Here is a 26804-nt window from a genome sequence, read left to right on the forward strand (position 1 = left end):
GTGCATTGAGTGTGGCGTTCCCGCCTTTCTGAACACTCATTTGAGCTAATCAAGGTTTGGCCGCAACACATCCAAAAATAAAGGCAATCATTCTTAGTTATGCAAGGTTTGGCAAAACTGCTTGTAATTGATGACGATGCTTCAAGTCGTTTAAATTTAAGCAATATATTGGAATTTGTTGGAGAAAGTTGCGAAGCGGTCAGTTCTGATCAGCTAGGTGATGTTGATTGGTCTGAACTCTGGTCTGGTTGCATTATCGGCAATATTTCTTCAGCTTCAGCAGCGACAACAGTCATGGCGCATCTTAGCGATGCTTACCACATTCCATTGCTCGTAATGGGGCGCTTATCGCTACCTGTTGATGACTTGCCAAGTTACGTTGGTGAGTTGGAACTGCCTTTAAACTACCCTCAACTTAGTAACGCCTTGCGTCATTGCAAAGACTTCCTGGGGCGAAAAGGTGTGAACGTGATCGCAAGTGAGCGCAAAAATACACTTTTCCGCAGTTTAGTGGGTCAGAGTCGTGGCATTCAGGAGGTTCGTCACCTTATTGAGCAAGTCGCCAAAACCGAAGCTAACGTTTTAATTCTTGGTGAGTCGGGTACGGGTAAAGAAGTGGTTGCGCGTAATATCCACTACCATTCCACGTACTCGAGTGGACCATTTGTGCCGATTAACTGTGGTGCGATTCCTCCTGAACTTTTAGAGAGTGAGCTGTTTGGTCATGAAAAAGGTGCTTTTACCGGGGCGTTAACCTCGCGTAAAGGTCGTTTTGAATTGGCTGATGGCGGAACCTTATTCCTTGATGAAATTGGTGATATGCCAATGCCAATGCAGGTGAAGCTACTTCGTGTGCTTCAAGAGCGTTGTTTTGAGCGAGTGGGTGGTAACAATACGATTAAAGTGAACGTTCGCATCGTAGCTGCGACGCATCGCAACCTCGAGAGCATGATCGAAGAAGATACCTTCCGAGAAGACTTGTTCTATCGCCTCAACGTATTCCCAATTGAAATGCCTGCGCTGAAAGAACGTAAGCGTGACATTCCTCTGTTGCTGCAAGAATTGATGGCTCGTCTGGAAGCCGAAGGTGGACAGCCTATCTGCTTTACTTCGCGCGCGATTAACTCTTTGATGGAACACGACTGGCCGGGGAACGTGCGAGAGCTGGCAAACCTGATCGAGCGCATGGTGATTCTTTACCCGAACAGCCTGATCGATGTGAATCACTTGCCGACGAAATACCGTTACAGTGATATCCCGGAATTCCAGCCTGAAGGGAATCCTTTTGTCTCAGTCGAAGAGCAAGAGCGTGATGTCTTTCAGGATATTTTCTCGGGAGATTTCAGTTTTGATGAACTCAATGAGTTAGAGAGCAACGCAAATGCGCCGCAGGAGCTTCCTCCTGAAGGCGTAAACCTAAAAGAGCTATTGGCAGATCTGGAAATCAACATGATCAGCCAAGCACTTGAAGCCCAAGGTGGTGTTGTCGCTCGAGCAGCCGATATGCTGGGAATGCGCCGCACGACTTTGGTTGAGAAAATGCGTAAGTACAACTTGCAACGCTAACTCTGCACGCCCAATGAGTGGTTTTCTCCAAAATAAAACCGCTCATATTCTTATGTCAACTTAGTGTCAATTTATTGTCTGTTAAATAAATTGCTGATAAATAAGGTAAAACACCCTGGTACGCTAATTGCTTACTATGCTGTTTTACTATTTAGTGGCGATATTTCGACAGGCAGTTAATGGAAGATAACACCAACCAATCCCATTTAGACTCAGTAGAAAACCAGGTCGAACGTTATAAACAGGTTCTGGATGTGATGCCTGCGGGAGTCATCTTGCTCGATACGTTCGGTGTTGTGCGCGAAGCGAACCCGGAAGCACACCGCATTCTTGAAATACCCTTGGTCAGCGAAAAGTGGTTTAACGTCATTCAGGCAGCATTTGACCCGCGTGAAGATGACGGCCATGAGGTCTCTCTGCGCAATGGCCGCAAAGTGCGTTTGGCGATTTCTGCTTCTGAAACGGGTCAGCTCATCCTTATTACTGACTTGACCGAAACGCGCTTACTTCAATCCCGAGTGAGTGACTTGCAGCGCTTATCGTCTTTAGGGCGAATGGTGGCTTCTCTTGCTCATCAAGTCAGAACGCCTTTATCCAGCGCAATGCTGTATGCGTCAAACCTGGCTGCGCCGAATCTTCCTGCCAATACGAGAGATCGATTTCAAAGTAAATTGATGGATCGACTGCACGATTTGGAAAAGCAGGTTAACGATATGCTGCTCTTTGCCAAAGGTGGCGATAATAAAGTCATTAAGCCATTTACGATTGCTCAGTTGGTTACGGAATATCAACCAATGGTTGAAGCTGCCTTAAAAAACAACAACATTGACTACTTTCTTGAAGTAGAGGAAGAGCAAACTGACCTGCTTGGAAATGCTAATGCGATTGCATCTGCCTTGAGTAACTTAGTCATGAATGCGATTCAGATGTCAGGTAAAGAATCGCAAATTGATATTTTCTTCCGCCCGGTCAACGGTGAGCTGCGCATTTCTGTGCAGGACAACGGACCGGGTGTACCTAAAGAGCTACAAAGCAAAATCTTAGAGCCATTTTTTACCACCCGTTCTCAAGGAACAGGGTTAGGTCTTGCGGTAGTTCAAATGGTTTGCCGTGCCCATGACGGTCGATTAGAGCTTATTTCTGAGCAGGGTGATGGAGCCTGCTTCACCATGTGCATTCCGCTAGAGCGAGTGCAAGCAGAAGTGCAATAGTCGCTTCTGCCAATTAGGAGAATCAAAATGGCGCAAAGCAAAGTGCTGATCGTAGAAGATGACGAAGGTCTTCGTGAGGCCCTGGTAGATACTCTGGCTCTGGCAGGCTATGAGTGGTTAGAAGCGGGCTGTGCAGAAGAAGCTCTGGTTAAGCTGAAATCAAACACAGTAGACATTGTCGTCTCTGATGTGCAAATGGCTGGCATGGGCGGTTTGGCCTTGCTAAAAAACATCAAACAGAACTGGCCCAATCTTCCTGTTCTGCTGATGACGGCGTACGCGAATATTGAAGATGCGGTCTCAGCAATGAAAGACGGTGCGATAGACTACATGGCGAAGCCATTCGCACCTGAAGTGTTACTTAATATGGTCAGTCGTTACGCGCCTATCAAAAGTGACGATAGTGGCGATGCGGTGGTTGCAGACGAAAAAAGCCTGCGACTGCTAGCGCTGGCCGAACGAGTGGCGCGTACTGACGCCAACGTAATGATCCTAGGCCCAAGCGGCTCAGGTAAAGAAGTTATGTCGCGTTACATCCATAATGCTTCAAGCCGTAAAGATGGTCCTTTTGTCGCGATAAACTGTGCTGCCATTCCAGATAACATGCTTGAAGCCACGCTATTTGGCTACGAAAAAGGCGCTTTTACCGGTGCTGTTCAAGCGTGTCCGGGTAAATTCGAACAAGCGCAAGGCGGGACGATTTTGCTGGATGAGATCAGCGAAATGGACCTCAACCTTCAGGCCAAGCTGCTGCGTGTACTACAAGAACGTGAAGTCGAACGTTTAGGCAGTCGCAAGAGCATTAAACTGGATGTTCGAGTCTTGGCAACCAGTAACCGCGATCTTAAACAATATGTGTCGGAAGGTAACTTCCGTGAAGATTTATATTACCGCCTCAACGTTTTCCCAATTGCATGGCCAGCTCTGTGTGAGCGTAAAGGCGATATTGAGCCATTAGCCAAACATCTGGCGGAACGTCATTGTGGCAAGATGGGTATGCCTGTACCTAAAATCTCGGCATCTGCGGTAGATAAACTGCTCAACTATCCTTGGCCGGGTAACGTGCGTGAACTCGATAACGTCGTTCAGCGTGCTCTGATTCTGAGCGAAAATGGCGACATTGATGGCGAACATATTTTGCTCGAAGGTGTCGACTGGCAAGATGCGAACAGCCTGCAACGTGTGGTGCAAAATGCACAAACTTTGGTACCAGACGTCAAGCCCGTTGCTCAGGCAGAAAGCGTGAGTCGTATTGTATCTGGTGGTGAAGGGCTAGGCAGCGAGCTACGTGACCAAGAGTATGCCATCATCCTTGATACCCTGGTTGAGTGTAACGGTCGTCGAAAAGACATGGCGGATAAACTTGGTATCAGTCCACGCACACTGCGCTACAAACTGGCTAAGATGCGTGATGCGGGTATCGACATTCCCAATTAGTTCTGCTGAGTTTAGCGGAGCCTTTTGCGTATAGAGTCACAATGCTTGGGCAAAACCAAACAAATCATTACCGCCTTATGGCACGTTAATTGCTTTGATAATGAACAATTTTATTAATAGTCAAAGATTTGGCTCCGGGGTGGTAATGAAAATTGATGGTATTCAAGCAGATATGCGCGCCATGATGGTAGAGGCAACGAACACGGCGCCTGTGGCAACAGGTGCCAAAGTTGGTGCCGATTTTGGTGATCTCCTCACATCCGCTATCAATAACGTAAATTCACTTCAAAAAGCCTCGGGTGATCTTCAAACCCGCTTTGACCGTGGCGACGCCGATGTTTCCCTTTCAGACGTGATGATTGCCCGAAACAAATCCAGTGTGGCGTTTGATGCCACAGTCCAAATCCGCAATAAGCTCGTCGAGGCCTACAAAGACCTCATGAATATGCCAGTGTAATTTAGGTAATCAGTGTGGCAGACAAGTCTACAGATTTAACCGTCACTGATGGCGGTGCAGATGGTGCGCTTATCGCGAATTCTGAACTGGATGTGGAAAGTCAAAATCCAGATTTGGAAGAGCGCAGCGCGTCAAAACTAGATATGGCCGTAGGCGATCTTGACTTACTTCGTCAGGTCGTTCTGGTGTTGTCCATTTCCATCTGTGTTGCGTTGATCGTGATGCTATTTTTCTGGGTGAAAGAGCCAGAAATGCGTCCGCTTGGCGCATATCAGACCGAAGAACTGATCCCGGTTCTGGACTATCTTGATCAGCAAAAAATTGACTACAAACTGGATGGTAATACCGTTTCGGTTGAGGCGAGTGATTACAACTCGATCAAACTTGGTATGGTGCGAGCGGGGGTCAATCAGGCTACAGAAGCTGGCGATGACATTTTGCTGCAAGACATGGGTTTTGGGGTTTCTCAGCGCCTGGAGCAAGAGCGTCTGAAACTCAGTCGTGAGCGACAACTTGCTCAAGCGATTGAAGAAATGAAGCAGGTTCGCAAAGCTCGGGTGTTACTGGCGTTGCCTAAACACAGTGTTTTTGTTCGCCACAACCAAGATGCTTCGGCCTCCGTTTTTCTGACTTTATCCACTGGGGCTAACCTCAAGCAGCAGGAAGTCAATTCTATCGTCGACATGGTCGCCAGTGCGGTTCCGGGAATGAAAACCTCGCGTATCACCGTAACGGATCAGCATGGTCGTTTGCTGAGTTCAGGCTCTGAAGATCCGGCGTCGGCTGCTCGTCGAAAAGAGCAAGAGTTGGAGCGAAATCAAGAACAAGCGCTACGTGAAAAAATTGATTCCGTGTTACTGCCAATTTTGGGCATCGGCAATTACACCGCGCAGGTTGATATCAAAATGGACTTCAGTGCGGTAGAACAAACCCGAAAACGCTTTGATCCAAATACGCCAGCGACACGCAGTGAATATGCATTGGAAGATTACAACAACAGCAACACGGTGGCTGGGATTCCTGGCGCTCTGAGTAACCAACCGCCAGCCGATGCGTCGATTCCACAAGATATTGCTCAGATGAAAGATGGGTCGTTATCAGGGCAAGGTTCCGTGCGTAAAGAATCGACACGTAACTTTGAATTGGACACCACTATCAGCCATGAGCGTAAACAGACTGGTACCGTTGCGCGTCAAACGGTTTCTGTGGCAATCAAAGACCGCCGGGAAGTCAACCCAGACACCGGTGAAGTCACTTACACGCCGATGTCTGAGCCCGAAATTAATGCGATTCGTCAGGTGTTAATTGGCACCGTCGGTTTTGATCAGTCGCGTGGTGATTTACTCAATGTATTGAGTGTCAAGTTTGCCGAGCCAGAAGCGGAGCTGCTTGTCGACCAACCAATTTGGGAACATCCAAACTTTAACGATTGGGTTCGCTGGTTTGCCAGCGCCTTGGTCATCATCGTGGTGGTGTTGGTTCTGGTTCGCCCTGCTATGAAGAAACTGCTTAACCCTACCAGCGACAACGAAAATGAAATGTACGGCCCGGATGGCATGCCTATTGGTGCGGACGGTGAAACCAGCCTGATTGGCAGTGACATTGAGAGTAGCGAGCTGTTTGAGTTTGGTTCAAGTATCGACTTGCCGAATTTACACAAAGATGAAGACGTACTGAAAGCGGTTCGTGCGCTGGTGGCAAACGAACCAGAACTGGCAGCTCAGGTTGTGAAAAACTGGATGAATGAAAATGGCTAACGATATCGTACCTCAGGGTGAAAATGGCGCAGGCATGCCAGTGGAGTTTGATGCATCAACCATCAGCGGTGAAGATAAAGCCGCCATTTTGTTGTTGAGCCTCAATGAGCAGGATGCGGCGGGCATCATTCGCCACCTGGAACCAAAACAGGTACAGCGTGTTGGCGGTGCGATGGCTCGAGCAAAAGATCTGAGCCAGGAAAAAGTGTCTTCTGTACACCGTGCTTTTTTGGAAGATATCCAGAAATACACCAATATCGGTATGGGCAGTGAAGACTTCATGCGTAATGCGTTGGTAGCCGCTCTGGGTGAAGACAAGGCGAATAACCTGGTTGACCAGATTCTGCTTGGTACGGGTTCAAAAGGTCTGGATTCCTTAAAATGGATGGACCCACGTCAAGTCGCAAGCATCATTGTCAATGAGCACCCACAAATCCAAACCATTGTTTTGTCGTATTTAGAAGCAGATCAGTCGGCAGAAATTCTGTCACAGTTCCCGGAACGTGTGCGTCTGGATTTGATGATGCGTATTGCCAACCTAGAAGAAGTTCAGCCATCGGCATTAGCGGAGCTGAACGAAATTATGGAGAAGCAGTTTGCTGGTCAGGCTGGCGCGCAGGCTGCCAAGATTGGTGGCCTGAAGGCAGCAGCCGAAATCATGAACTACCTCGACAACAATGTCGAAGGCATCTTGATGGACCAAATCCGAGATCAGGACGAAGACATGGCGACGCAAATTCAGGATCTGATGTTCGTGTTCGAGAACCTGGCGGAAGTCGACGATCAGGGTATTCAGAAATTGCTGCGTGACGTCCCACAAGATGTACTTCAGCGAGCACTGAAAGGTGCCGACGATTCTCTGCGTGAGAAAGTATTTAAGAACATGTCAAAACGTGCGGCTGAGATGATGCGTGACGACATTGAAGCGATGCCGCCAGTGCGTGTCGCTGATGTGGAATCAGCGCAGAAAGAAATTCTTGCGATTGCACGCCGTATGGCGGATGCGGGCGAGCTCATGCTCTCTGGTGGCGCAGACGAATTCTTATAATCTCTTTTGCCCTGCTATTTTCCTACCGCAGGGCAACTTCAACACAAATCAAATATGCATAGGTAACCCATGGTTGGCGATAGAAAACGTGGATTTATTCGTCCTGATGAAGATGATGCGATGATCGAACCGCAACGCTGGGGGCTGCCTGACTACGGCGAGCCAAAAGCCAAACAAGCCAGACAAACGGCGCTGAATTATGATCCGGGCTGGACTCCAAACTTTGATGAGCCAGAAGAAGAGCAAGTTCTTGAACTGACCGAAGAGCAGATTGAGCTGATTAAGCAAGGCGCTTATCAGGAAGGATTGCACCAAGGTCAGGAGGCGGGCTTTAAACAAGGTTACGATAAAGGCAAAGAAGAAGGTTTGCAGGCGGGTCATACTGAAGGTTTAGAACTCGGTAAAGCAGAAGGTGTGAGTGCCGGACAAGAGTTTATTCAGCAGCAGGTGGAAGTATTCATGAATCTGGCTAATCAGTTCGCGCAACCTCTGGAGCTGATGAATGCTCAGGTTGAAAAACAGCTGGTGGACATGGTGCTGTGCCTCGTTAAAGAAGTGGTTCACATCGAGGTTCAGACCAATCCTCAAATTATTCTCGATACGGTCAAGCAATCGGTTGAAGCACTGCCTATCTCTGGTCATCCCATTACGTTACACCTGAATCCGGAAGACGTGTCCATCATTCGCTCTGCATACGGTGAGCAGGAATTAGATTGTCGTAACTGGACGCTGGTCGCTGAGCCTTCACTCAATCGTGGTGATGTGCAGATCGCAGCAGGTGAATCGAGCATTAATTATCGCATGGAAGAGCGGATTAAAAATGTACTGCAGAGCTTTTGTGGCGCAAACCGTCACCAAGAGGGTGAGTAACCCATGTTAGCGCTGGCGGACCGTCTAAAAAACTACAAAGTCGAAGGGTTGACCACAAGACCGGTGGCATCTGGCAAGCTTGTTCGGGTTGTTGGTTTGACCTTAGAAGCGACAGGATGCCGGGCTCCGATTGGCAGTTTATGTCTGGTCGAGACCATGTCCGGGCACATGGAAGCTGAAGTGGTGGGCTTTTCTGGCGACAACCTGTTTTTGATGCCGAGTGAACAAATCACCGGTATTTTGCCTGGCGCAAAAGTAACGCCATTGACCAGTGACGCAGGCTTACCAGTAGGAATGGAGCTACTTGGGCGTGTTATTGACGGTGTGGGTAATCCACTCGATGGCCTTGGCCCTATCTATACCGATCACCGTGCTTCATTTAATGCGGAGCCCATCAACCCACTGGCGCGTAAACCGATTTCAGAACCTCTCGATGTGGGATTAAAAGCGATTAACGGATTGCTGACGGTTGGTAAAGGTCAGCGTATTGGTCTGTTCGCTGGTTCTGGTGTGGGTAAATCGGTCACGCTGGGCATGATGACCAGAGGCACTACCGCGCAAGTTGTGGTTGTAGGGCTGATTGGTGAGCGTGGACGAGAAGTTAAAGAGTTCATCGAAGAGATCTTGGGTGAAGAAGGGCGTCGTCGATCTGTTGTGGTCGCAGCGCCTGCCGATGCTTCTCCACTGATGCGTTTAAAAGGCTGTCAAACCGCGCTGACCATAGCAGAGTACTTCCGCGATCAAGGGTTGGATGTGCTGTTGCTCATGGACTCTTTGACCCGTTTTGCTCAGGCACAGCGTGAAATCGCCTTATCTGTTGGCGAGCCGCCTGCAACCAAAGGTTATCCGCCATCGGTGTTTGCCAAATTGCCGGCATTGGTCGAGCGGGCGGGTAACGGCGGCGCAGATCAGGGCTCAATCACTGCATTTTTTACCGTTCTAACCGAAGGTGACGACCTGCAAGACCCGATTGCCGATGCATCTCGTGCGATTCTTGACGGTCACATTGTGCTGTCTCGTGAAATGGCGGATGCGGGACACTACCCGGCGATTGATGTCGAGAAATCCGTCAGCCGTGTGATGCCGCAAATCACAACCGAAGAGCACGTATTGATGTCAAAAGCCGTTCGTCAGGTGCTGTCGATTTGCCGCAAAAATCAGGACTTGGTTTCGATTGGTGCTTACAAACCGGGTACCGACCCTGCTATCGACAGTGCATTTACGCTTAAGCCGAAGTTAGACGAATACTTGCAGCAGCGTATGAAAGAATCCGTTCCATACGACATGTGTGTCAACATGCTGAGAAGTATTTTAGGTGGGTAATTGCTATGAATAACGCCATGGAGTTTTTGTTTGATCAAGCAAAAGAGCGGGAAGAGCAAGCCGTATTAGCTTTGAATAAAGCGCGTGCTGAGTTAGAGGATTACTACCGTCAAGTTGAACAAATTGAAAAGTATCGACTCGATTACTGCCAGCAGTTAGTAGACCGGGGACAGGCTGGATTAACGGCAAGTCAGTATGGTCATTTGAATCGATTTCTTACTCAGCTGGATGAAACCTTGTCTAAGCAGAAGCAAGCGGAAAGCCACTTTAGAGAGCAAGTCGAAAACGGTAAAGAGTACTGGCTGAAAATGCGTCAAGAGCGCATGTCTTATGAGTGGATGATTGAGAAGCGAGCTAAAGAGAAACAAGCCGAAGAAGCCAAGCGTGAGCAAAAGCAAATGGATGAGTTCTCGACGTTGCTCTACAGCCGTAAGGTCAAAATGTTCTGACCATTATTCAGAGAGCTTTTGAACGATCACTTTGATGTTCTTTCAGCGTCAGGAAAATTACGTTTTGTATTGGCGTGATTTTTGCAAATTCACCTTTTAATAATTCAACTTACCTCTGACATGTGATTTGGCTGAGCGAAGTCGTTCATTGCCAAAAACGAGAATGTTTATATGAATGTGAATTTGTCTAATGTTGCTGCGACCAATAAGACCTCGGTGTCTGAGGTTGGCGCAAAAACGTCTACAGAAGGCTCAGAAAGCAAAGGTTTTATGGAAACCTTAGCTGGAGTATTCGCAGATTCACTCAAAGTTGAAGTGACTGATGAAAAATTGACGCCAGATGTACCTGAAGTTACAGAAACGAGTGATAACGCTCGAGCTTCTTCCGTGGAAACCTCTGAAGCAGAAAGTGAAGTTGAAGAGGCCGTTGTATCTGAAGGACAAAGCGAAAATCAGTCAACAAAAGTATTGTTAGAACAAGACAACGGGCAGGCAGAGCCTGAAGAACAGGTAATGCCGTCGGTAACGCGCGAGAGTGGAAGTCAGGAGATGGCCACTAGCAATCAGGTCGCACCTACAAAACTAGCGCCGTCTGATCTTGAACAGACCGTCGTGGAGACAGGCAAGCCTGAGCCGAAAATTGCCAAAAGTGATGAAGTTGTCGACCTTGATGTCACTCGTTCTATGGACGAAGGACAGCAACTGCTCGGACGAATTGAACAAGCGAATCAAGCCCTGAACTCTGTCAATCAAGAGCTAGAGCGTGGCAAGGTTTTGCCTCCCAAGACGATTGATATTTTGGAACACGTTGGCAGCAAGAACGCTAAACACCCAGAGGATTTAGAACTCGTGAAACCTTTTGAGCCTGTTGAAGGTGTCGAAAGTGTCAAAAAACTTGTTGCTGAAGATGAACTGAAGCCCGCTGTCATTGAAGCAAAAAATCATGATTCTGATTTGGCTGGTGGGAAAGATGGTTCTCCTTTGAGCTCTGAGCCTGAAACAACACTGGAACCAAATACCGTCAATATCGAGGCTATGGCGTACACAGCGAGTGCTATTAGCAACGATGAGCTAGGTGTCATGAGTGCGAATGCAGTTCAGCGCGTCTCGATTGAAGAACTTGAAGTTATCGACACCAAACTGGCTCAGGGTAAACCACTGACGAACCAAGAGTCTGACATTATTGACGGTTTGAAAACGGGTGCCGTTATCGCGGAGTTATCCGACGGTGAACTTTCTCAATTAGTGGCTTTTCCAAACGAAGTAAAACTCGCAATATCAGAGCCACAAACGGCGCAGCACAACGTAACGCGCCACCAGATGAACGCTTCGACTCCGACACCGCAAGTGGCGGCTCAAGAGTTGAAAGCCGCGGTTGGACAAGTACCAACGCAGGTGGCTGAAAAAGCCGATTTACCTGCCATGCCGGAAGGGCTAACGACGGCTACTGTCAATCCTGCGATTGGGCAGACGCTGGCAAATACCGAAGCCAGCCACAAAGCGATGAACTCAGCATTAGCGGCCGGAATCCTCAAAGCTACGACGGATAAGCAGGATAAAACCGAGCCACAGCAGGGGTTAGCTGGTCAGTTGCAAGCCGCTGTCAGTCAGCAAGGCGTAACCACGCCACAGCAAGCCCGAATCGATGCCGCGCAGCAAGCACAATTACCACTGCAGTTGACCAAGGAGTTGGCTAACGATCAGGTAGCAGAAAAAGTGCAAATGATGATGTCGAAAAACTTGAAGAACCTTGATATCCGCCTTGATCCACCTGAGCTTGGCCGGATGCAGATTCGCATGACTATGAACAGCGATTTGGCCAATGTTCACTTTACGGTATCCAATCCGCAGGCGCGTGACATTATTGAACAAACACTGCCTCGACTGCGAGAAATGCTTGCCCAGCAGGGTATGCAGTTGGCTGACACTTCGGTTCAACAGCAAAATAGTGGCCAGCAGCAACGTGGATATTCTGCGGCGGAGCAAAATAAGCAAGGCGGCTTTGGGCGAGGTTTCTCAGGTCAGACTGATGAAGACTTTGATGGCGGCGTTGAACTTAATGTGAATGTCACCTCGCCGCGTGATGGGATTAGTTTCTACGCATAACATTATTGAATTTGGATGATGAGAACCAATATGGCCTCGTTATCCGCCAGATTAAATAAAACAAAAATAAGAGAAAAGAATGGCTGAAGAACAGTTACAAGGGGTGGGCGCACCAAAAGGCAAAGGTAAGCTACTGATTATCATAGCAGTCGTGGTCCTTTTGTTGGGAGGCGGTGCAGCTGCGTTCTTTTTCATGGGATCGGATGATTCGGAGAAGTCGAGTAATGCGGAACCGCAACAAGCTCAAGTCGCCGCAGCCGAAGTTCCCATTGCGTATGTAAACCTTCCCCAGCCGTTTGTTTTCAACGTGACCGGAGACAGCCGCGACAGACTGGTACAAATCAAAGCTCAGTTGATGGTACGTGGTTCAGAGAATGAACAACTGGCACGTTATCATTCGCCATTGATCGAAAGTTCACTGTTGTCGACGTTCGCTTCGGCAACCGTAGAGCAGTTGCGCTCGCCAACGGGACGAGTGGAGTTACGCGATCGCGCGTCAGAAGATATTAAAGCAGCACTGAATGCCGCTGTCGGAAAGTCAGTGATTGAAAAAGTACTGTTTACAGATTTTGTTATTCAATAGGTAAAACGTGACCGATCTATTAAGCCAAGACGAAATTGATGCGCTATTGCATGGCGTTGACGATGTTGATGACGTTGACGATTCCATCGATGACGATCCCGGTGGTGCTGTCAGTTTTGACTTCTCATCTCAAGACCGAATAGTCCGTGGTCGTATGCCGACGCTCGAGCTTATCAACGAGCGTTTTGCCCGACATATGCGTATTAGCCTGTTCAATATGCTACGCAAAACGGCAGAAGTGTCGATTAACGGCGTTCAGATGATGAAATTCGGCGAGTACCAGAACACCTTGTATGTTCCAACCAGTTTGAACATGGTTCGCTTCCGACCGCTAAAAGGTACTGCGCTGATCACCATGGAAGCGCGCTTGGTATTTATTCTGGTAGAAAACTTTTTTGGTGGTGATGGTCGATTCCACGCCAAAATTGAAGGCCGCGAATTTACGCCGACTGAGCGACGCATTATCCAACTGCTGTTGAAAGTCGTCTTTGAAGATTACAAAGAAGCATGGTCGCCAGTCATGGGGGTGGAGTTTGAATACCTCGACTCGGAAGTCAATCCGAGCATGGCCAACATTGTCAGCCCAACAGAAGTGATTGTGGTCAGTTCTTTTCACATCGAAGTCGATGGTGGCGGCGGTGATTTCCACGTGGTCATGCCGTACTCCATGGTTGAACCGATCCGTGAACTGCTTGATGCCGGTGTGCAGTCAGACAAGATGGAAACTGACGTTCGCTGGAGCTCGGCTCTGCGCGAAGAAATCATGGACTGTCCGGTTAACTTCCGCGTGAACCTGCTGGAAAAGAACATTTCGCTGCGTGATCTGATGGAGCTGCAACCCGGAGACATCATCCCGATAGAAATGCCGGAGCATGCGACCATGTTCGTCGAAGACTTGCCGACCTATCGAGTAAAAATGGGACGTGCAGATGACAAGCTGGCGGTACAGATATCACAAGAGATTGAGCGACCTCACGTCGTGAAAACCGATTTAGCTTTCTTGAGTAAAGACATCATGTCTGAACTTGAGAAGGACAACCAAACAGAAGATTAAGACACCTTACAGGGCTCCTATTTTGAGGGGCAAGTAAGGAAAAGCACAGGATAGAAAAATGGAACCAAGTGACGATCAAAAGCTAGCGGACGAATGGGCGGCCGCTCTGGGCGAGGACCCGTCTGCACCGTCAATTGACGTAGATGAAGTATTGGCAGCACCTCTGGAGGAGCTGAAAGATACCTCAAGCCCAATATCTGATGATGAGCGTCGTAAACTCGACACCATCATGGATATTCCGGTAACGATTTCTATGGAAGTTGGTCGTTCGCAAATCAGCATCCGCAATCTATTGCAATTGAACCAAGGCTCCGTGGTGGAACTGGATCGTCTGGCGGGTGAATCACTGGATGTGTTGGTTAATGGCACTCTGATTGCGCACGGTGAAGTGGTTGTGGTCAACGACAAGTTCGGTATCCGTTTAACAGACGTGATCAGTCAGACTGAACGAATTAAGAAGCTTCGCTAATGAGCATTGGTTCAAAAAGATTGAAGCAAATAGCTGGCGCGCTGAGCGGCACATTAAGTGCGCCACTGGCGCTGGCTTCTTCTGCTTCGATGTCTGCGCCAAGCAGTTTTGATTTGCTGACGACACTCGGTTCTCTGGTGCTGGTTATCGGGGTGATATTGCTGCTTGCCTGGTTGTTGAAGCGCATGCAAGTGCCAGCATTCGGGCAACAAAAAGGCTTAAAAATCGTCAGCCAGTTACCTGTGGGAACCAAAGAGCGAATTGCAGTGATTCAGGTTGGTGAAGAGCAATTTTTAGTCGGCATCACTAGCCAATCTATCCAAACGCTTGCCAAGCTCGAGAAGCCTCTCAAAGAGGAAGAGTTGGCGAATACTGCTTTTGCCAATCAATTTAGTCAGCTGATAAAGAAAAATGACAAACGCTAACCCAATTCGTCTCATCATGAGCACCTTTATTTTGCTGGCGAGCGTACTGCTTTCTTCACTTTCGTTTGCTCAGGTTGAGGAGTCTTCACTGCCTGCTAATTTGGCAGAAGGGAACAGCGTAACCGTTCAGGCTATGCAGAGTGAGACAGGCGCGAGCCGCACGATGTCGGTCACCAATAGCGGTGGAATACCAGCGTTTACCATGACCACCAATCCGGATGGTAGCGAAGATTATTCCATCACGCTGCAAATCCTCGCCTTAATGACCATGCTTGGCTTCTTGCCAGCAATGGTGATTTTGATGACGTCATTTACGCGAATTGTCGTGGTCATGTCGATTCTTCGTCAGGCGATGGGCCTGCAACAAACGCCTTCCAATCAGGTGATCATTGGTATCGCACTTTTCCTTACCTTCTTTGTGATGTCACCGGTGCTGAACGAGATAAACGATACCGCCATTCAACCTTATTTGAATGAGCAGGTGACTGCCAGAGAAGCGTTTGATGCCGCGCAGGTGCCAATGAAAGCCTTTATGCTCAAACAGACTCGAATTAAAGACCTAGAAACCTTCGTCAATATGTCGGGCGAGCAGGTGACAAACCCAGAAGACGTTTCTATGGCTGTACTGATTCCGGCGTTTATTACCTCTGAGCTGAAAACCGCCTTCCAAATTGGCTTTATGTTGTTCTTACCGTTTTTGATCATCGACCTTGTCGTCGCTTCAGTACTTATGGCGATGGGTATGATGATGTTGTCACCGATGATTGTATCGTTGCCGTTTAAGCTGATGCTATTCGTGCTGGTGGATGGCTGGAATTTGATACTGTCGACGCTCGCTGGCAGTTTTGCCCTGTGATTGGCGCGGAGTAGAGGATAAGACATGACTCCAGAAATGTTTGTCGAGCTGTTTCGCGAAGCGCTGTGGATGGTGCTGATCATGGTCTGCGCCATTATCATACCAAGCCTGCTCGTGGGTCTGATCGTGGCCGTTTTTCAGGCGGCAACATCAATTAACGAACAGACCTTAAGCTTTTTGCCTCGTTTGATCATCACTTTGCTCGCTCTGATGCTATTTGGACACTGGATGACACAAATGTTGATGGAGTACTTCTACGGTTTGATTGAGCGCCTGCCTCAAGTGCTGTACTAGGGACGAGCATGGAATACCCGTCTGGTATCATTTTAGAGTGGATTGCCAACTATTTTTGGCCGTATGTCCGTATCTCTTCCATGTTGATGGTGATGACCGTTACCGGGGCACGTTTTGTGTCGCCTCGAATTCGTCTCTACCTGGGGCTCGCCATTACGTTTGCGGTCATGCCTGCGATACCGACTGTTCCACAAGATATTGAGCTGGTCTCATTTCGCGGTTTTATGACTATTGCCGAGCAGATGATTATTGGCATTGCGATGGGCATGGTGACTCAATTCATGATTCAGACCTTTGTCTTGTTAGGTCAAATTCTTGGCATGCAATCCAGTTTGGGCTTTGCGTCGATGGTTGATCCGGCTAACGGACAAAATACCCCGTTGCTCGGTCAGCTGTTTATGTTTTTAACCACCATGTTCTTTCTTGCCACAGACGGGCATTTAAAAATGTTGCAGCTGGTGGTTTTCAGCTTTAAAACACTACCTATCGGCTCTGGCACTCTAACGGCAGTGGATTTCCGTGAGTTGGCGGGGTGGCTGGGCATCATGTTCAAAACGGCATTAAGTATGTCGCTATCAGGTATTATTGCTCTGTTGACCATCAACTTATCGTTCGGTGTGATGACGCGTGCAGCACCGCAGTTAAACATCTTTTCACTTGGCTTCGCGTTTGCTTTGATGGTCGGTTTGTTAATTTGTTGGTACATCTTGGCTGGCTTGTACAGCCATTACGAGTTGTACTGGGCTGTGGGTGAGGAGCAGATTTGTCGCCTCATTCGCCTGGATTGTTAGGAGGCTGGTTTGGCAGAGTCAGACGGTCAGGAACGCACCGAAGAAGCCACGCCCCGACGGTTACAACAAGCCAGAGAAAAGGGGCAGGTTGCTCGGTCTAAAGAGCTTGCGTCAGCGTCGGTATTGATAGTTGGGGCTATTTCGCTGATGTGGTTTGGTGAGACATTAGCACGCGCGTTATTTTCCATAATGAGCCGTCTGTTCAATCTGACCCGTGATGAAATTTTTGATACCGCTAAGTTGTTCGATATCGCGTTAGGCGCGATGACTGAACTATTTTTTCCACTCTTCCTGATTCTGGCCACCTTATTTGTTGCCGCGATGATAGGTGCAGCGGGTGTTGGTGGCATCAGTTTTTCTGCCCAGGCGGCCATGCCTAAGCTGTCAAAAATGAACCCGCTTAGTGGCCTTAAACGTATGGTTGGCATGCAAAGTTGGGTTGAGCTGATCAAATCGATCTTAAAAGTCGTACTGGTGACCGGATTCGCTATGTATTTGATTCAGGCGTCTCAAGCGGACTTGATTCAACTCAGTATGGACGTTTATCCGCAGAATATTCTCCATGCCCTCGATATCTTGCTGAACTTTATCTTACTGATCAGTTGCTCGTTACTGATAGTGGTTGCCATCGACATTCCCTTTCAGATTTGGCAACACTCCGATCAATTGAAAATGACCAAGCAAGAGGTCAAAGATGAATACAAAGAGACAGAAGGTAAGCCTGAGGTTAAAGGGCGAATCCGTATGTTGCAGCGGGAAGCCGCTCAGCGCCGAATGATGGCTGACGTACCTCAAGCGGATGTCATCATCACCAACCCTGAGCACTTCTCGGTTGCGCTGCGCTATAAGCAGAAAACGGACCGTGCCCCTGTGGTTATCGCCAAAGGCACCGACCATATGGCAATGAAAATCCGCGAGGTGGCTCGTGAGCATGACATTACCATTGTCCCTGCGCCACCATTAGCTCGTGCGCTCTACCACAGTACGGAACTGGAGCAGGAGATCCCGGATGGTCTGTTTACCGCAGTGGCGCAAGTACTCGCATTTGTCTTCCAGTTAAAACAGTACCGCAAGCGGGGTGGTCAGAGACCTAAGCTTCAGGACTATGACTTGCCTATCCCACCGGAACATCGTCACTAGACGGAGTAGTGCGTCAAATAAAAGTTCTTTGATTCAATGATTTGTGACCTGTTGAGCCTTTAGTCATTATTTTGGCGTAAATCATGGTACGCAGATTGCTAAGAATGATGTAACTATCAACAATTCCTAAACTTTTAGGCTAAAGCCGTCGCGCATAATCTCGTTACCAACGCGATGCTTTCACTCGATTGAGATACCTTGCAGTATGAAGTTAAACCTGCCATTTGCAGATAAATTGCCACGAATTCCTCAGCGTGAAATGCCAGCCATTGGCGCACCTGTTATGGTCTTGGCCACCCTTGCAATGGTGGTGTTGCCGATACCTGCATTCCTGCTGGATATGTTTTTCACCTTCAATATCGCGCTATCTATGGTGGTGTTGTTGGTGACGGTTTACACCCGGCGTCCGCTCGACTTTGCGGCATTTCCTACTGTCCTGCTTATTGCAACACTACTGCGTCTGGCACTAAACGTCGCGTCGACACGTGTCGTATTGCTGCACGGTCATGAAGGCGGAGATGCGGCAGGTAACGTTATCGAGGCGTTTGGTAACGTGGTAATTGGCGGCAACTACGCAGTTGGTTTGGTTGTTTTCCTCATCTTGATGATCATTAACTTTATGGTGGTCACCAAAGGTGCCGGTCGTATTTCAGAGGTAAGCGCTCGCTTTACTTTGGATGCTCTTCCGGGCAAGCAGATGGCGATCGATGCTGACTTGAATGCGGGTCTAATCGATCAGGAACAAGCGCGCGTGCGCCGTTTTGAAGTGACCAAAGAGGCGGATTTTTACGGCTCAATGGACGGTGCATCGAAGTTTGTGAAAGGGGATGCGATTGCTGGCATCCTGATTCTGTTTATTAATATTATCGGTGGTCTTTCCATCGGTATGGCGCAATACGGTTTAGGCTTTGGTGATGCGATTGAAATCTACACGCTGTTGACCATTGGTGACGGCCTTGTCGCACAGATTCCGTCACTATTGCTGTCGATTGCCGCTGCAATGATGGTGACGCGTCAGAACACGGATGAAGACATGGGCGAGCAGTTGGTGTTCCAAATGTTCGATAATCCCAAAGCGTTGATGATCACTGCAGCGATTCTTGGTGTGATGGGCATCGTCCCGGGCATGCCACACTTTGCGTTTTTATCGTTAGCCGTTGTGGCCGGAGCGGGCGCTTACTTTATCGATAAGCGTCAAAAACAGAAAGCCAAAGAGCCTGCTTTACCCGCGACAGCCGATGAGGGTAATGAGCCATCTTCACAACGTGAGCTTTCGTGGGATGACGTTCAACCCGTTGATATTATTGGCTTAGAAGTCGGCTATCGTCTGATTCCGCTTGTTGACCGTGATCAGGGTGGGGAACTGCTGGAGCGCGTTAAAGGTGTGCGTAAAAAGTTATCTCAGGACTTCGGCTTTCTCATCCCCGCCGTCCATATCCGAGACAATCTGGAACTGACCCCAAATAGCTACCGTATTACCTTGATGGGCGTCGCGGTAGGTGAAGCAGAAATCCGTCCGGACCAAGAACTCGCGATTAACCCCGGGCAGGTTTACGGCATGATTGATGGGGAACCAACCATTGATCCGGCATTTGGGCTTGAAGCCGTATGGATTCGTGAGGAGCAGCGCGAGCATGCTCAGGCGCTGGGTTACACAGTGGTGGATTCGTCCACGGTACTGGCAACGCACCTCAGTCAACAGCTGACCAACAATGCCTCGCAATTGATTGGTCATGAAGAAGTTCAGAACCTGATGGAAATGCTGGGTCGAAGTGCACCTAAGCTGGTGGAGAATTTTATACCCGATCAGTTACCGCTGGGTGTGGTGGTGAAAGTACTGCAAAACCTGCTTAACGAAGCGATTCCAATTCGAGATATCCGTACCATCGTGCAAACCTTGGCGGAGTACTCCAGTAAGAGTCAAGAACCTGACATTTTAACGGCGGCCGTTCGTATCAGTCTGAAACGTTTAATTGTTCAGGAAATCAATGGTATAGAGCCTGAATTGCCAGTGATTACGCTGATTCCTGAACTGGAACAGATATTGCATCAAACAATGCAGGCGTCGGGCGGCGAATCTGCAGGTATTGAACCTGGGCTTGCCGAACGATTGCAGTCTTCACTGAGCCAAGCAACGCAAGAACAAGAATTGAAAGGCGAACCTTCTGTTCTGCTAACTTCTGGCGTTCTGCGCTCCACGTTGGCTAGATTTGTGAAGAACACAATCCCTAATCTTCGGGTACTTTCCTATCAGGAAATACCGGATGAGAAACAGATCAGAATTGTGCAAGCCGTGGGTAATTGATTCTCACGCCTTTTTTAATGGATTGATAGTTTGAAAATAAAGCGATTTTTTGCCAAAGACATGCGAACAGCGCTGCTCCAAGTAAAAGAGGAGTTGGGTGCGGAAGCGGTAATCATGTCGAATAAGAAAGTGGCTGGCGGGGTAGCTATCGTGGCTGCCATCGATAGTGAATCAAACTCGTCTTCACCACAGGCTTCTGCGCAACCTAATCGCGCTACCTCTCTACCTAATCGCTACAACGAACATCGTCAAATGTCCTCTTCAGCGGCTGAGCGCTTTCAGGAACGCAGCTTAGAAGAAGATAAAATCAGCCTGCGTAGCAATAAAACGGATTCTCACGAAAAATCAGGCTCAATGACGCAGCGTTTTGCGAGCATGCTTAAGCATTACAGTGGTGGTGCAGAGGACCCGGATGAGTACGTTGCTGAAAATGAAGATTCACTGTCAGCACTCTTAAAGCGCCAAAACAAGCAACGTGACGAATATAGCCAAGAAAGAACTGCGCCTTATCAGCCCGATTCTCCGTTGGCGAAGCTGATCGCTCAAGACGATCGCTTTGAACGTCCAAAGCCAAAACTCGACCCAACACGTTACGATCGCCGCAGACCTTCAGATGCCCGTGATGACTCACCGACAGAGCTGGAAAACATGCGCGAAGAGATGACATCAATTCGACGTCTTTTGGAGCATCAGGTTTCTGGTTTGATGTGGCAGGAAGTAGAGCGCCGCGAGCCGTTAAGAGCCATGCTCATCAAACGATTAGAACGGATGGGCGTGTCTCCTGAGCTGGCGGATCAAATGGCGTGCTATATCCCAGAAGATACCAAACCAGCACGAGCATGGAAGGCGCTACTTTCTCTCGTCGCGGATCAAATCCATATTCCAAAGCAAGATATTTTAAAGCGCGGTGGTGTGGTTGCATTGCTTGGACCAACAGGCGTCGGTAAAACCACAACCGTAGCAAAGCTGGCGGCCAGGGCAGCGATGGAATACGGTGCCGACAACGTGGCACTGGTGACTACAGATACTTATCGTATCGGTGCACATGAGCAGCTCTCAATTTATGGAAGAATTATGGGTTGTCCCGTAAGAGTTGCTAAAGATTCTAAAGAGTTAGCCGATGTAATATATCAGCTACGAAACAGAAGATTGATTTTGGTTGATACGGCAGGGATGGGCCAACGAGATGTGAGGCTGACCGAGCAACTCGACACCCTTATGCAAGAGAGCGGGGAAGTGATTCACAGCTACCTTGTTTTGCCCGCTACCGCACAACGCCGCGTTCTGCAAGAAACACTGGAACACTTCAGACGCATCCCACTGTCAGGTTGTATAATGACTAAACTTGATGAATCCCTGAGTCTAGGGGAGTTCATCAGTGTGGTGATTCAAAATGCACTGCCAGTGGCTTACATCGCTAATGGTCAGCGCGTGCCAGAAGACATTGTGATAGCACAACCAAAATACATGCTTGCGAAAGCAAATGAACTGTTAGAGAAGTCGATAGAGAACGAACCACACTTTTGGAACAGTGAAAGTGAAGGACTCTAGGGCGACGGATTACTATGACTGAGAATATGATACACGATCAAGCAAGCGGCCTCCGTCGCTTAACACAGCCATCATTAACCAAAGTAATTGCTGTTACTGGTGGTAAAGGTGGTGTGGGTAAATCAAACGTAACACTGGGTCTTGCGATCTCTATGGCTCGTCAAGGCAAGAAAGTAATGGTTCTTGACGCTGACTTAGGCCTGGCTAATGTTGACGTAATGCTCGGGATTCGTTCAAAGCGCAACTTAGGACATGTCCTGGCTGGGGAGTGTGAGTTAAAAGATGCGATTGTTGAAGGACCTTATGGCATTAAGATAATTCCGGCAACATCTGGCTCACAGAGCATGACTGAGCTTTCTCATTCACAGCATGCTGGGCTTATTCGTGCATTTGGCAGTCTTGAAGATGAAATGGATGTCCTACTGGTTGATACCGCTGCAGGTATCTCAGACATGGTGATCAGTTTCTCACGAGCCGCCCAAGATGTGGTTGTCGTTGTGTGCGATGAGCCGACGTCGATCACTGACGCCTACGCACTAATCAAACTGTTGAGTAAAGAGCATCAGGTTCAACGCTTTAAAATCGTCGCGAACATGGTTCGAAGCTATCGTGAAGGGCGAGAACTGTTTGCAAAACTGACACTTGTCACTGAACGATTCCTGAATGTAAGCCTTGAACTCGTCGCCTGCATTCCTTTAGATGATAAAGTCCGTCAGGCCGTTAAACGCCAGAAAATTGTCGTAGATGCGTTCCCACGCTCTCCTGCAGCGTTAGCGATCAGTTCTTTAGCGAATAAAGCATTAACGTGGCCAATACCAAAAACGCCAAGTGGACACTTGGAGTTTTTTGTCGAAAGGCTGCTAAATCGTAGTGAATTCACAGAGGACCCATTTGGTGAATAATGCAGTAACCTACGATCAACGCGGGAAAGTAAACAGTCAACAGGCGTTCATAGAGCGTTATTCTGTGTTGGTTAAGCGTATTGCTCATCACCTTTTAGGCCGCTTACCGCCGAGTGTTCAGGTAGAGGATTTAATCCAGGCCGGCATGATCGGCCTTATCGAAGCTCAGCAGAATTATGACGGCACGAAAGGTGCGAGCTTTGAAACCTATGCTGGTATCCGTATTCGCGGTGCCATGTTAGACGACATGCGCAAAGGAGATTGGGTACCGCGTTCGGTTCATAAAAACAATCGTGAAATTAATCAAGCTATTGCAGAGCTCGAAGGCATTCTCAACCGTGACCCGATAGACTCTGAAGTGGCGGCACATCTCGAAATGACTTTGGATCAATATCATAGTGCGCTAACTGATATAAACTGCTCAAAGTTAGTCGGTATTGAGGATTTAGGCGTTTCAGATGATGTCATTTCTCCGTCAGATGAAAGTGATAACAGCAACCCATTTAAAGGTGTGGCTGACGAATCTTTTCGTAAAGCACTGATTGAATCAATAAAACAGCTTCCAGAGCGTGAAGCATTGGTACTTTCGCTTTATTATGACGAAGAACTTAACTTAAAAGAAATTGGCGATGTTTTGGGCGTAAGCGAATCTCGCGTAAGTCAAATTCTGAGTCAATCGATGCAACGTTTACGCACCAAGCTGAGTGCGTGGACACAAAATAATTAGAAAACACTGACTTTATGATTCAGTGGAGGCAATTTTGAATAAAAATATGAAGATCCTTATTGTTGATGATTTCTCAACAATGCGCCGTATTGTTAAAAACCTGCTTCGTGACTTGGGTTTCAATAACACTCAAGAAGCGGACGACGGTTTAACTGCATTACCAATGCTGAAAAAAGGTGACTTCGATTTTGTGGTAACTGACTGGAACATGCCAGGTATGCAAGGTATCGATTTGCTAAGACATATCCGCGCGGATGCTGAACTAAAGCACCTTCCTGTTCTTATGATTACAGCTGAAGCGAAACGTGAGCAGATCATCGAAGCGGCTCAAGCTGGCGTTAATGGATACATTGTTAAGCCATTTACCGCTGCAACACTAAAAGAAAAACTAGAGAAAATTTTCGAGCGTTTATAACTCTTTTATTCTTTGTTAGTCGAGTCATTCATACCAAATAAAAAAACCTCAACAATGACTCGACTAGTGTTTCCCAAAGCGATAAGAAGAACTAAACGTAAAAGGTCTATTCAGAATGATCTCACTAGAGCAGGCGAAGTCGCTCGTTCAAATGTTAGAGAACGGGCAACAAGAGCAAGCCAATATGCTCGTTGCTTCGTTATATGAAGGCGTTGAGAATCCAATGCTTCAAGAAATTGGAGCCTTAACTCGCGATCTTCACGATTCACTCAAGCAGTTCAACTTCGATCAGCGCATGACCGAAATAGCTCAGGATGAAATCCCGGATGCACGGGATCGTCTTAACTATGTGATTGAGAAAACGGAGCTGGCAGCCAACAAAACGATGGATGCAGTCGATTGCTGCCTTCCCATCGCAGATAACTTGCATGAAGGTCTTCTGCAAGTCCGTCCTCAATGGAATGAACTGATGCGCGGTCGTATAGAGTTAAGTGAATTTAAAGCACTTTGCCATCGTATCGACAAGCTATTGGTTCAGGTAGAAGGCGACAGCACCGAATTGCGCGGTCAATTGACCGAAATTCTCATGGCACAAGACTTCCAAGACTTAACAGGCCAAATCATTCGACGAGTGATCACACTGGTGAATGAAGTGGAAGGCCGTTTGGTAGACATCCTCACCGTATTCTCTGGTAACAAACCAGAAGAACAGACTCAAGTTTTGACAACATCGGCAGATAAAAAGAATAAACCATCAAGTGAAGCCGAGGGTCCGATTCTTCACCCTGAACTGAGAGAAGATGCGGTTTCATCGCAGGACGAAGTCGATGACTTGTTGTCCAGTCTTGGATTTTAAAGGTAACGTATGAGCTACGATTTAGACGAAGATATTCTGCACGACTTTCTCATTGAAGCGGGCGAAATTCTAGAGCTGCTTTCCGAGCAATTAGTAGAACTGGAAAACAACCCGGAAGACAAAGACTTACTCAATGCTATTTTCCGCGGTTTCCATACTGTAAAAGGAGGCGCTGGCTTCCTTTCATTAGCTGAGCTAGTGGATACATGCCATGGTGCGGAGAACGTTTTCGACGTATTGCGTAATGGTCAACGCTCAGTAACGCCAAGCCTGATGGATACCATGCTTAAGGCGCTGGATACGGTCAACACTCAATTCCAGGCAGTACAAGCCCGTGAAGTGCCAGAAGTCGCAGAACCAGCACTCCTCGCAGAGCTACACCGTTTATGTAAGCCTGAATCCGAAGATGAGGCAGTGACAATCGCAGTTGAAGAGCCTGTGACTCCATCAGAGCCAGCCGCTCCGCAGCAAGAACTGTCGTTACCGACTGCTGGTTCAAGTATTGGTTCTGTAGACGAAATTACTCAAGACGAATTTGAAAAGCTGCTGGATGAATTGCATGGTAAAGGCAGCGCTCCGGGTGTCTCTAAATCTGAACCTACACCAACACAAGCAAACGCTTCTGTCAGTGATAGCGGTGATATAACCGACGACGAATTTGAACGTCTTCTGGATGAGCTGCATGGTGTTGGTAAGAGCCCATCATCGTCGACTTCTGCGCCAGTTGAGCCACCAAAATCGCCAGAACCAGCCGCTCCGGTTAGTTCTTCATCATTTTCGGATAACGACAGTGATCTGATGACGGATGAAGAGTTCGAGAAGTTACTCGATGAACTGCACGGTACGGGTAAAGGACCATCGGTTGAAGAGCTCGACATGGCGACTAAGCCCGCCTCTACAAACCCAGCTCCAGTAGCACCGAAAGCGACAGCAGCGCCTGCACCACAGCCAACTGCCAAGCCAGTCGCGGTGAAGGAAGAAACCAAAGCTTCGGCACCTGCGGTTAAGAAACCACAGGCGGAGGCAACGGTACGTGTTGATACCTCCACGCTTGATACCATTATGAATATGGTTGGTGAGTTGGTATTGGTTCGTAACCGCCTATTAAGTCTTGGACTTAATAGTAACGACGAAGAAATGTCGAAAGCAGTGGCAAACTTAGATGTTGTCACGGCCGATCTGCAAGGTGCGGTCATGAAAACGCGCATGCAGCCAATCAAAAAAGTGTTTGGTCGCTTCCCGCGTGTTGTTCGCGATCTGGCGCGTAACCTGAATAAAGACATCGTGCTGGAAATGCGCGGTGAAGAAACGGATCTGGATAAAAACCTGGTGGAAGCCTTGGCCGATCCATTGATCCACTTAGTGCGTAACTCGGTTGATCATGGCATTGAAATGCCAGATGATCGCGTAAAAGCGGGCAAATCACGCACTGGTAAAGTGATTCTTTCTGCGTCTCAGGAAGGGGATCATATTGAACTGGCGATCGTCGATGACGGTGGCGGTATGGACCCGAACAAACTTCGTGGTATCGCCGTCAAACGCGGCATGATGGACGAAGATGCCGCTGCTCGCTTGACCGATAAAGAATGCTTCAACTTGATCTTTGCTCCTGGTTTCTCAAGTAAAGAAAAGATCTCTGATATCTCAGGCCGCGGCGTTGGTATGGATGTCGTAAAAACCGCCATCAATACCCTCAATGGTTCAATCGATATTGATTCTGAACTTGGTAAAGGCACCAAGATTACCATCAAAGTGCCGTTGACTCTGGCTATCTTACCAACACTGATGGTTGGTGTTGGTGGTCATCCGTTCGCGTTACCTTTGGCGTCTGTGAATGAAATCTTCCATTTAGATTTAAGCCGCACGAACGTTGTCGATGGTCAGTTGACGATTATTGTCCGTGATAAATCAATCCCGTTGTTCTATCTGCAAAACTGGCTAGCGACTAAGTCCCCACGAGTTCAGGAGCGTACTGGTCATGGTCATGTTGTCATTGTGCAAATAGGCAGCCAACGTGTTGGTTTTGTCGTTGATACGCTGATTGGACAGGAAGAAGTGGTGATCAAACCGCTGGATAAGTTATTGCAAGGTACCCCGGGTATGGCGGGAGCAACAATCACCAGTGATGGTCACATCGCATTGATTCTTGATGTGCCTGATTTACTGACGCGATACGCATCAGGTTCTCGCATTTAACCGAAGCGGTCGTTTA

25 protein-coding genes are annotated in these 26804 nt (G+C 48.1%); all 25 read left to right on the forward strand.

The window, feature by feature from the left end:
- Positions 1 to 99 precede the first annotated feature (99 nt).
- The 25 genes from V1U08_RS16225 to V1U08_RS16345 all read left to right on the forward strand — a co-directional run bounded on the left by V1U08_RS16225 (position 100) and on the right by V1U08_RS16345 (position 26788).
- Complete coding sequence (locus V1U08_RS16225; RefSeq protein ID WP_065297216.1) at positions 100 to 1566, forward strand: sigma-54 dependent transcriptional regulator; 1467 nt, start codon at positions 100 to 102, stop codon at positions 1564 to 1566.
- A 179-nt stretch (positions 1567 to 1745) separates the two neighbouring features.
- Entirely contained in the window at positions 1746 to 2777 is a 1032-nt protein-coding gene (locus V1U08_RS16230) for a sensor histidine kinase (RefSeq protein ID WP_118119070.1), read from the forward strand.
- Between the two features lie 27 nt (positions 2778 to 2804).
- Positions 2805 to 4214 carry a sigma-54-dependent transcriptional regulator gene (locus V1U08_RS16235; RefSeq protein WP_014232670.1) on the forward strand — a complete coding sequence of 470 codons (1410 nt, stop codon included), beginning with the start codon at positions 2805 to 2807 and terminating at the stop codon, positions 4212 to 4214.
- A 145-nt stretch (positions 4215 to 4359) separates the two neighbouring features.
- Positions 4360 to 4671, forward strand: coding sequence for a flagellar hook-basal body complex protein FliE (fliE, locus tag V1U08_RS16240; protein ID WP_014232669.1), 312 nt, complete (start codon positions 4360 to 4362; stop codon positions 4669 to 4671).
- A gap of 14 nt (positions 4672 to 4685) precedes the next feature.
- Positions 4686 to 6428: a flagellar basal-body MS-ring/collar protein FliF gene (gene fliF, locus V1U08_RS16245; RefSeq protein ID WP_014232668.1), complete on the forward strand. Its 1743-nt coding sequence runs from the start codon at positions 4686 to 4688 to the stop codon at positions 6426 to 6428.
- Positions 6421 to 7476 (forward strand): flagellar motor switch protein FliG, encoded by a 1056-nt coding sequence (gene fliG, locus V1U08_RS16250; protein WP_014232667.1) that lies wholly within the window; start codon positions 6421 to 6423, stop codon positions 7474 to 7476. Before fliF ends, fliG begins: the two co-directional genes overlap by 8 nt.
- Before the next feature lie 69 nt (positions 7477 to 7545).
- Positions 7546 to 8346, forward strand: coding sequence for a flagellar assembly protein FliH (fliH, locus tag V1U08_RS16255; protein ID WP_330471007.1), 801 nt, complete (start codon positions 7546 to 7548; stop codon positions 8344 to 8346).
- Positions 8347 to 8349: 3 nt separating this feature from the next.
- Positions 8350 to 9669: a flagellar protein export ATPase FliI gene (gene fliI, locus V1U08_RS16260; RefSeq protein WP_020333605.1), complete on the forward strand. Its 1320-nt coding sequence runs from the start codon at positions 8350 to 8352 to the stop codon at positions 9667 to 9669.
- A 5-nt stretch (positions 9670 to 9674) separates the two neighbouring features.
- On the forward strand, positions 9675 to 10118 hold the full coding sequence (gene fliJ / locus V1U08_RS16265; protein WP_330471008.1) for a flagellar export protein FliJ: 444 nt from the start codon (positions 9675 to 9677) through the stop codon (positions 10116 to 10118).
- Positions 10119 to 10289: 171 nt separating this feature from the next.
- Positions 10290 to 12224, forward strand: coding sequence for a flagellar hook-length control protein FliK (locus V1U08_RS16270; RefSeq protein ID WP_330471009.1), 1935 nt, complete (start codon positions 10290 to 10292; stop codon positions 12222 to 12224).
- A 79-nt stretch (positions 12225 to 12303) separates the two neighbouring features.
- Positions 12304 to 12807 carry a flagellar basal body-associated protein FliL gene (gene fliL / locus V1U08_RS16275; RefSeq protein ID WP_014232662.1) on the forward strand — a complete coding sequence of 168 codons (504 nt, stop codon included), beginning with the start codon at positions 12304 to 12306 and terminating at the stop codon, positions 12805 to 12807.
- Positions 12808 to 12814: 7 nt separating this feature from the next.
- On the forward strand, positions 12815 to 13861 hold the full coding sequence (gene fliM / locus V1U08_RS16280; RefSeq protein ID WP_014232661.1) for a flagellar motor switch protein FliM: 1047 nt from the start codon (positions 12815 to 12817) through the stop codon (positions 13859 to 13861).
- Positions 13862 to 13919: 58 nt separating this feature from the next.
- Complete coding sequence (fliN, locus tag V1U08_RS16285; protein WP_005448377.1) at positions 13920 to 14330, forward strand: flagellar motor switch protein FliN; 411 nt, start codon at positions 13920 to 13922, stop codon at positions 14328 to 14330.
- On the forward strand, positions 14330 to 14755 hold the full coding sequence (gene fliO, locus V1U08_RS16290; RefSeq protein WP_330471010.1) for a flagellar biosynthetic protein FliO: 426 nt from the start codon (positions 14330 to 14332) through the stop codon (positions 14753 to 14755). The genes fliN and fliO overlap by 1 nt, the downstream gene beginning before the upstream one ends.
- Positions 14742 to 15611, forward strand: coding sequence for a flagellar type III secretion system pore protein FliP (fliP, locus tag V1U08_RS16295; protein WP_330471011.1), 870 nt, complete (start codon positions 14742 to 14744; stop codon positions 15609 to 15611). The genes fliO and fliP overlap by 14 nt, the downstream gene beginning before the upstream one ends.
- A gap of 24 nt (positions 15612 to 15635) precedes the next feature.
- Complete coding sequence (fliQ, locus tag V1U08_RS16300; protein ID WP_014232658.1) at positions 15636 to 15905, forward strand: flagellar biosynthesis protein FliQ; 270 nt, start codon at positions 15636 to 15638, stop codon at positions 15903 to 15905.
- 8 nt (positions 15906 to 15913) lie between these two features.
- The gene (fliR, locus tag V1U08_RS16305) at positions 15914 to 16696 is read left to right on the forward strand and encodes a flagellar biosynthetic protein FliR (protein WP_014232657.1); all 783 of its coding nucleotides are present in this window, start codon (positions 15914 to 15916) and stop codon (positions 16694 to 16696) included.
- A 9-nt stretch (positions 16697 to 16705) separates the two neighbouring features.
- Positions 16706 to 17836: a flagellar biosynthesis protein FlhB gene (flhB, locus tag V1U08_RS16310; protein ID WP_020333596.1), complete on the forward strand. Its 1131-nt coding sequence runs from the start codon at positions 16706 to 16708 to the stop codon at positions 17834 to 17836.
- Positions 17837 to 18041: 205 nt separating this feature from the next.
- A complete protein-coding gene (gene flhA / locus V1U08_RS16315) occupies positions 18042 to 20141 on the forward strand; it encodes a flagellar biosynthesis protein FlhA (protein ID WP_239948547.1) in 2100 nt (699 codons plus the stop codon).
- Positions 20142 to 20171: 30 nt separating this feature from the next.
- Positions 20172 to 21692, forward strand: coding sequence for a flagellar biosynthesis protein FlhF (flhF, locus tag V1U08_RS16320; protein ID WP_330471012.1), 1521 nt, complete (start codon positions 20172 to 20174; stop codon positions 21690 to 21692).
- A 14-nt stretch (positions 21693 to 21706) separates the two neighbouring features.
- The gene (locus V1U08_RS16325; RefSeq protein ID WP_020333595.1) at positions 21707 to 22594 is read left to right on the forward strand and encodes a MinD/ParA family protein; all 888 of its coding nucleotides are present in this window, start codon (positions 21707 to 21709) and stop codon (positions 22592 to 22594) included.
- Positions 22587 to 23321 (forward strand): RNA polymerase sigma factor FliA, encoded by a 735-nt coding sequence (locus tag V1U08_RS16330; protein ID WP_330471013.1) that lies wholly within the window; start codon positions 22587 to 22589, stop codon positions 23319 to 23321. The genes V1U08_RS16325 and V1U08_RS16330 overlap by 8 nt, the downstream gene beginning before the upstream one ends.
- A 46-nt stretch (positions 23322 to 23367) precedes the next feature.
- The gene (gene cheY, locus V1U08_RS16335) at positions 23368 to 23736 is read left to right on the forward strand and encodes a chemotaxis response regulator CheY (RefSeq protein ID WP_020333593.1); all 369 of its coding nucleotides are present in this window, start codon (positions 23368 to 23370) and stop codon (positions 23734 to 23736) included.
- 115 nt (positions 23737 to 23851) lie between these two features.
- Entirely contained in the window at positions 23852 to 24592 is a 741-nt protein-coding gene (locus tag V1U08_RS16340) for a protein phosphatase CheZ (protein WP_014232650.1), read from the forward strand.
- A gap of 9 nt (positions 24593 to 24601) precedes the next feature.
- Entirely contained in the window at positions 24602 to 26788 is a 2187-nt protein-coding gene (locus tag V1U08_RS16345) for a chemotaxis protein CheA (RefSeq protein WP_330471014.1), read from the forward strand.
- Positions 26789 to 26804 lie beyond the last annotated feature (16 nt).

This window comes from Vibrio sp. YYF0003, from assembly GCF_036350715.1.
Taxonomy (GTDB): Bacteria; Pseudomonadota; Gammaproteobacteria; order Enterobacterales; family Vibrionaceae; genus Vibrio; species Vibrio natriegens.